Origin of the sequence: Bifidobacterium sp. UTBIF-78, from assembly GCF_006408945.1 — a bacterium.
Lineage (GTDB): Bacteria > Actinomycetota > Actinomycetes > Actinomycetales > Bifidobacteriaceae > Bifidobacterium > Bifidobacterium myosotis.
This window is the reverse complement of record NZ_JFAO01000005.1, coordinates 63,234-70,290: the sequence shown is the minus strand read 5'-3', so window position 1 is coordinate 70,290 and position 7,057 is coordinate 63,234. Positions and strand designations below refer to the sequence as shown.

4 protein-coding genes and 1 pseudogene are annotated in these 7,057 nt (G+C 61.8%); 3 read left to right on the top strand and 2 right to left on the bottom strand.

All coding sequences use genetic code 11. The annotated features are described in order from the left end of the window. Nucleotides 1-2: 2 nt before the first annotated feature. The 3 genes and pseudogenes from BG22_RS11410 to BG22_RS01785 form a co-directional block, all read left to right on the top strand. Nucleotides 3-104 (top strand): annotated as a pseudogene (locus tag BG22_RS11410) (zinc-ribbon domain-containing protein); the annotation flags it as partial. Between the two features lie 57 nt (nucleotides 105-161). Further along, nucleotides 162-3,092: a heme utilization protein gene (locus BG22_RS01790; protein WP_258186162.1), complete on the top strand. Its 2,931-nt coding sequence runs from the start codon at nucleotides 162-164 to the stop codon at nucleotides 3,090-3,092. Nucleotides 3,093-3,345: 253 nt separating this feature from the next. Continuing rightward, nucleotides 3,346-4,359, top strand: a complete 1,014-nt coding sequence (locus BG22_RS01785; protein WP_094666622.1) for a ribose-phosphate diphosphokinase — start codon at nucleotides 3,346-3,348, stop codon at nucleotides 4,357-4,359. Between the two features lie 377 nt (nucleotides 4,360-4,736). Here BG22_RS01785 and BG22_RS01780 read toward each other — a convergent pair whose 3' ends face one another. Together BG22_RS01780 and BG22_RS01775 are read right to left on the bottom strand one after the other, a co-directional pair. Then, entirely contained in the window at nucleotides 4,737-5,618 is an 882-nt protein-coding gene (locus tag BG22_RS01780; RefSeq protein ID WP_140492567.1) for a YggS family pyridoxal phosphate-dependent enzyme, read from the bottom strand. 122 nt (nucleotides 5,619-5,740) lie between these two features. Then, nucleotides 5,741-6,808 (bottom strand): LacI family DNA-binding transcriptional regulator, encoded by a 1,068-nt coding sequence (locus BG22_RS01775; protein WP_140492564.1) that lies wholly within the window; start codon nucleotides 6,806-6,808, stop codon nucleotides 5,741-5,743. Between the last annotated feature and the right edge of the window lie 249 nt (nucleotides 6,809-7,057).

Below are 7,057 nucleotides of genomic sequence, written 5' to 3'. Positions count from 1 at the left end.
TGATGAACTATGAAGAGTTCCACAAAAGAAGGGAAAGTCTCATGTTCTGCCCCAATTGCGGCTCGGCTATGCGCGAAGGCGCGATGTTTTGCGCCTCGTGCGGCCATCAGATTAGTACGACACAGCAGCCGGCCGTCCCGGCCCCGGCGCCCGTCGACGCCGTGAACGACGCGACCGTGCTGTCGTCGCACACTCCGACGACTCCGGCACAGGCCGGTGTTCCGACGACGCCCACCCCGGTGCCCCCCGCAGCCGGCCAGCCGACCGGCGCAATTCCCATGCCGCAGGTCCCGCTGCCGCAGACCGCGGCCCCGACCACACCCGCCGGTCCGATTCCGTCGACGGCCCAGCCCGCGGCAACCGCCAACCCGGCCCAGCCGGCCGCCGCCCCGGACGCACAGCCCGCCGCCGCGGCCCCCAGCAACCCGGCCGCCCCCACCGCGACCGCGAGCCCGATGGTCAAGGAGCTCGTCAGCCAAGGCAACATGCAGGCGATCGGCGCTTCGATCGGCATCGGCGTCATCGCCGCGATTGTGTTGTCTATACTCCCGGCGATCGCACTCAATTCACTGGGTTCGTCCTTGAACTTCGGCAGCTCCGACCTTTCATCGGCTTTCGACGACAACATATTCTCGCTCACCAACGGTATGAACTTCTTCCACTACCTCGTCTTCAGCCTCGTCATCGGCCTGGGCGGTGCATCGCATACCAACCCCAGCGCAAGCCCGTCCGATTCCATTGATCTTTTCAGCTCGGGCTCGTCCAACCTGATCGCCTACCCGCTGGGGCTCACCGGCGTGGTGCTGGTGATCGGCGCGGCCTACGGCGCGTACATGGTGGCTCGCACGAAGGGCATCCGCTTCAAGTTCGCCGGTCTGGTCTCCGGCTTCATCTCCGGTCTGATTTCCGCGCTGGTCATCACCCTGATCGCCGCCATCGGCCAGGCCCCAATCGTGGATGGCACCACCATCCGAGCGCATCTGACCGGCGCCACGTGGCGCACATTCCTCATGACCTTCCTGCTGGGCACCATCGGCTCGCTCGTCGGCTATGCGCTGGCGCAGTACGCATCGGATTCCAAGACCGTGTTCCGCGCCTTCTGGCAGTGGTCGCACCGCACGCGCGGGTTCGTGCGCTCCACGACCGAGGTGCTGTTCCTGCAGCTGGCACTCTTCCTCGTGGCGGCCATCGTCGGCCTGTTCGCGATGACCTTCCATGTCAATCAGGGCCTGTTGCTGCTGATGTTCCCGATCACCCTGCTCATGATCGGCGAGTTCGTCTTCACCTGGGCGACGCTCGGCGCAATGAGCTTGACCCAGGGCGCCGACCAGCTTCCTCAGACCGCCAGCCTCTTCAGCACCAATCTGGATATGACGGTCTGGCCCATCTGGCTGCTGTTCGTGCTGTTCCTGGCTATCACCTGCTGGACCGCCCTGCGCGCCTCCGCCCGCAACATGTACGATTCGGCCTACATGGGCTGGCAGCACATCTGGAAGATGCCCGTGGCCGTCATGATCTTCTGGCTGCTCTCCAACGTGCTGTTCGGAACCATCGGCAATGCGTCATCCTCCGACACCACCACCATCGGACCGGCCATGTGGGACTTCCTCATCATGGGCATCTGGGCCGTGCTGATCGAGATCGTGGCGATGACCTTCGGCCCGACCATCGTGGTCTCCGCTCCGGCGCTGTGGCCCATCCTGGTGGGCGGCACCGTACGCGCCACGCCGCAGCCGGTCGTCGACTACATCTATGCCTCCGGCGCGATGTTCGGCAAGTGGCCGACCTGGGGCACGCCGAGCGAGGGTGTGACCGCCCGCCCTTTTGACGGTGGCCCCAATCCGTCTGCGACCCCGGGAGGGCCGGCGAACGGCCCGGCCGGCGGCCCCGGTGATGGATTGGTTCCGCCGGCCGGCACCGCGGGCGCTGCTCCCGTCCCGTCACCGGACGCCGCCCCGGCTGCGGTGACGACGCCCGGCACGGCGGCCTTCACCGCAGCCCCGGTCACGGCTCCTTCCGCCATTCCGGCGGCCCCCGCTGCATCTCCCGCCGCCCTCGGCGTCCCCGGCGCGGTGCCAGCCGCCACCGCCACTGCGATGACCGCCCAACAGAAGAGGACTGCCATCATCGCTGGCGCGGTCGTGGGCTTCCTGGTACTGTTCGGCGTCGTGTACGCCGTACTGTCGTCCGCCTTGTTCAGCGCGAAGAGCGTGGCGAACAGCTACGTCGCCGCCATCGCATCCGGCGACTTCGACAAGGCGAACGACATCGCCAAGCCCGCCGTGGACCAGGACAAGGCGGCGCTGCTGACCGACAAGGCCTCCGAGGGCGAGAACACGCGAATCAGCAACGCCCGCATCACGCAGACCACGACGAACGCGGACGGTTCGGTCACCGCTCAGCTCTCGTACACCCTCGGCGGCAAGGAGATCACCAGCGATTCCATCAAGATGGTGACCAACGGCGGTAAGTTCCTGATCTTCAAGAACTGGACCGTCGCCGAGCCGCTGGTCAAGACGATCAAGGTCTCGATGCCGGATTTGCTTGACAGCGTCGTGGTCAACGGCGTGACCGTCTCGGCCAAGAACTCGATCTCCGGCTCGGATGATTCGTCCTCCTACAGCTATCTCGAATTCCCGGTGTACCCCGGCACCTACAAGGTCACCGCACCGAAATCCGAGTATTACAGCAGCAGCACCGTTTCGGCGAGCACCAACGCGGACTCCAACGACACGTTGAAGCTCACGTCCACCGACAAGCTGAAGTCCGCCATCGATAAGGAAGTGAAGTCGGCCACCGACAAATGCGCCGCCTCCACCGAAGCCGAGCCGGAGGGCTGCCCGTTCGGATACTCCTCCTACTACAGCACCAGCCGCTACCGCAACTTCAAGTGGAAGGTCAAGAACTACGCGACGGTGGATGACATCGACATGTCGTCCAGCACCTTCAGCACGAAGGAGGGTGACGTCACCATGAACTATGAGTACCACTCCAGCGACGGCTGGGAGCCGGACGACGGTTCGAGGTCGTTCACCGCAAACGGACACTTCACCATCGCCGATGGCAAGGTGTCCATCTCCTTCGCAAACTGATCCGGCAACCGACAAATCTGATCCGGCACACCGACACGAAAATCGGCTCGGATCAACTCCGACTGCGGATTCCCCATATGGCCGACCGGTTCATGACCGGCCGACAACCGGCTCATGACACCATGTGCAAGGAAAACGGGATTCCGCGATAATCCTCACGAAACGGGCACCCCGCCGTGGCACACGCTGCGGCGGGGTGCTTGTACACTGGGTAAGGCATAAACGGGAACTGAACAACGAAGGATGAGCACGCATGTCGGCGATTCTTGAAGGCACTCCGGATAAACGACTCGTATTGGTCACGGGCCGCGCATACCCTGAGCTGGCTCAGAAGGTGGCCGAATGCCTAGGCACTGAGATTCTTGAGACCACGGCCTACGACTTCGCCAATGGCGAGATGTACGTCCGCTTCGCCGAACCGGTCCGCGGCGCCGATGTGTTCGTGCTGCAGTGCCATTCCGGCAAGATCAACAAATGGATCATGGAACAGCTCATCATGATCGACGCGCTCAAGCGAGCCTCCGCCCGTTCCATCACGGTGGTGGCGCCGTTCATGGGCTATTCCCGCCAGGATAAGAAGCATCGCGGCCGCGAACCCATCACCGCCCGTCTCATTTTCGACCTGTTCCGCTCGGCCGGCGCCGACCGCATCATGACGGTGGATCTCCACGCCGCGCAGGAGCAGGGCTTCTTCGACGGCCCGGTGGATCATCTCACCGCCATGCCCGTACTGCTTGATTATGTTCGTTCCGCCGTCTCGCTAGACAACACCACCATCGTCTCCCCGGACGCCGGTCGTATCAAGGTCTCCGAGCAGTGGGCCGCCAAGCTGGGCGGTCTGCCGCTGGCGTTCATCCACAAGCAGCGCGACATCACCCGCCCGAACCACGCCGAGGCCCATGGCATCATCGGCGACGTGGACGGTCGCGACTGCGTGGTTGTGGACGACATGGTCGACACCGCCGGCACCATCTGCGAGGCCGTGCGCACATTGAACGAAGCCGGCGCCAAGTCGGTCACGCTGGTGGCCACCCATGGTCTGCTGTCGGGCCCCGCCGTGGAACGTCTCAAGACCTGCGGTGCCAAGGAAATCGTGTTCATGGACACGGTGCCGATTTCGGAGTCGAAGCGACTGCCGAACATGACCGTGCTGTCCGTGGCGCCACTGCTGGCGGCCGGCATCCGTTCCGTGTTCGAGGAGGGCTCCGTAGCCACGCTGCTCGAGGGCCTGCCGGAGGATATGCGCCCGCGCAACATCTATGCGTGAGTCCGCGAGCCTGTGATTTGATTCGTTTATGAGTGATGCCGCCAAGCGATGAACTTGGCGGCATCACTCATAAATACTCATGAGACACTGCATAATCACTGCATTCCGCAGACAACTCGCTTACGAGGGGTAGGTACACCGGTCGCCGGAACTGCTATCTGCGTTGCAAGGGGTAGCATGCCAAGTATCCACACGCGCAAAACCGCTCAATATCGGCATGGTTCAAGAGGTTGAAGGCCACTTTGCAATGTCGAGGTACCCCTTGCAACGCAGATAGATATCACAACAACCGGTGTACCTACCCCTTGCAACCGAGTTACGGCATAAGTCAGCCTAATCGCAGCTCGTGTCTCGCTTGGTCTTCGCCGGCGGAGCATTCAGATGAACGCGCGGGCGCCGAAGATGGCAGTGCCGACGCGCACGATGGTCGAACCCTCCTCGATGGCATAGACCATGTCCTGAGTCATGCCCATCGACAGCTCCTTGCAATGCTCGGTGCCGGTGGCCCCCGACGCGAGAATCTGGTCGCGGGTGCGACGCAGATGCGCGAAGCCCTCGCGAATCACGCGCTCGTCATCCACATGCGCACCGATGGTCATAAGTCCCTGCAATTCCAAGCCGCCCATGGCACCGATACGCTTGGCCAAATCGATGGCGTGGCTCGGCGCGCAACCGGACTTCGACTCCTCGCCGGATTCGTTCACCTCAAGCAGCACGCCCACCGTCACGCCATGCATGGTGGCACGGCGGGCGATCTTCTCCGCCAGCTCGATGGAATCCACCGATTCGATGGTGTTCACCACCGGCAGCACCTTACCGATCTTGTTGGCCTGCAGCTGGCCGATGAGGTGGAACGGGATGTGGCCCTGTGCGCCAGCGGGAGCGTGCGCGGCGGAATCCCCAGCGACCCCAGTAGCCTCAGCCTCGGCAGCGCCAGCGGAAGCGATATCCCCACCCACGCCGAGGGAGAAACCACGCTCGCCCAGCAACCGCGTAAGCCCCGGCGCCTTGACCACGACCTCCTGCGGCCGGTTCTCGCCGATCATGCGTACGCCGGCATCGATCGCGGCCAAGATCTCTCCCACGTCGCGGGTCTTCGTGGCCGCCAGCAGTTTCACCGAACCGGCTTCGCGCCCGGCCGCAGCCTCGGCCTGCGCGATGCCGTCCAACACCTTGTGCACGCCGTCCGCGATCTCCCGCGCACGCGCCTCATCGATGACCTCGTTCGCGAGATCCTTATGATCCATGTATGCCGTCATGACCTATTTCGTTCCCCTTGCTAACATGCGTTTATTCAACTGTACGCTTCCGAAACAGATGTTCGACATGATTATCCATAGTCGGACCACTGTCGGAGACCACCCTGACATTCGCCGCATTCTCACAGGGTCTTACGCTCATAGAGTTGTCCGCTACCCTCCAACTGCGTACGACGACCCACTTCCGTGGACTCACGCACAATCATCGGACACTCCACTGTGGTGATGCCATGATGCGGATGCCCATTGATGGCATCAAGCAGAAACTTGGCAGCGGTTTTGCCAATCAGGCTGATATTGTTGTCAAACGTCGTGAGCGTCGGATGCACGTTCGTGCTGAATACGAACCAATTGTCATGTCCAATGACGGCCACATCCTGAGGCACATCCTTACCAACCGTCTTCAAACCTCGGACCGCGCCTCTGGCGATTTCATCGCTCAGACAATAGATGGCATCCAAGTTGGGATGACGTTCAACCAGCAGCTTTGCTGCGCGCTCGCCCCAATCCTCGCCCCAGGTATCGAACAACACGTCAATCGGCTGGAAATCGTACAGAGAGAATGTACGCCATGCTCCTTTCGACCGATCGCGTGCAGCTTGGAAATCCTCGGACCCCGCGATGATTGCGATGTAGCGTCGGCCAAGACTGAGCAAATACTCAATGGCCTGCGCCCCCGCGCCCACATTGTCGCATATGATACTGCAATCATTGGGATCGCGGGAGGGATCGTAAGTATAGACCACCGGCAGACCCATGGTGGTGCGCGCATCCAACGGCGGACGCGGATTCGTAGTGTCCCCCACGACGATAAGTCCGTCAACGCCATATGAGGCAAGTCGGTCGATATGTCCGCGCTCCAATGCGGGACGTCCATGTGAACTCATGAGCAAAACGGCATGGTTCGAGGCACCAAGCGCGGTCTCGGCCCCTGTAAGCAGAGGTAGGGAGAAACGACCGTTGTAATCGGAGGTGATCATACCCACCAACCCTGATTTGTTGCGTTTCTCAGGTGAGGAGGAACGTTCCGCCAAACGCTGATATCCCAATCGCTCCGCCGCAAGGCGCACGGCACGCTGAGTCTCCGCGGAAATGCGATCAGTATGATTCAGCGCTTTGGATACCGCGGACACCGACACATTCGCTTCTCGCGCAACATCGGCGAGCGTCACTTTATGCGTTCTCCCCATTATTCACCTCCCTGTACCAGTCATTAATATCGTGCCGTCACACACCATTTTGCAAGAACGCGAAACAACTTTCGCACCACAAGGGTAACCATCGATGAAGACCATCTCCGTTGAACAGGACATCCATATGCACAGTTTCCTTTCGATATGGTTGCGCCCGGAAACTTCGTGCGAAGTTTCCGGGCGCAACCAACATGGAAGGAAAGGAACGGAGTCGAGATGCCTCAGTCGGCATCCGTCATCCTGATG

Excerpts from the sequence above, each read along its gene's own strand:
- BG22_RS01780 (WP_140492567.1), bottom strand. The coding sequence starts at position 5,618 with ATGACGGCATACATGGATCATAAGGATCTCGCGAACGAGGTCATCGAT.
- BG22_RS01775 (WP_140492564.1), bottom strand. The coding sequence starts at position 6,808 with ATGGGGAGAACGCATAAAGTGACGCTCGCCGATGTTGCGCGAGAAGCG.
- BG22_RS01785 (WP_094666622.1), top strand. The coding sequence starts at position 3,346 with ATGTCGGCGATTCTTGAAGGCACTCCGGATAAACGACTCGTATTGGTC.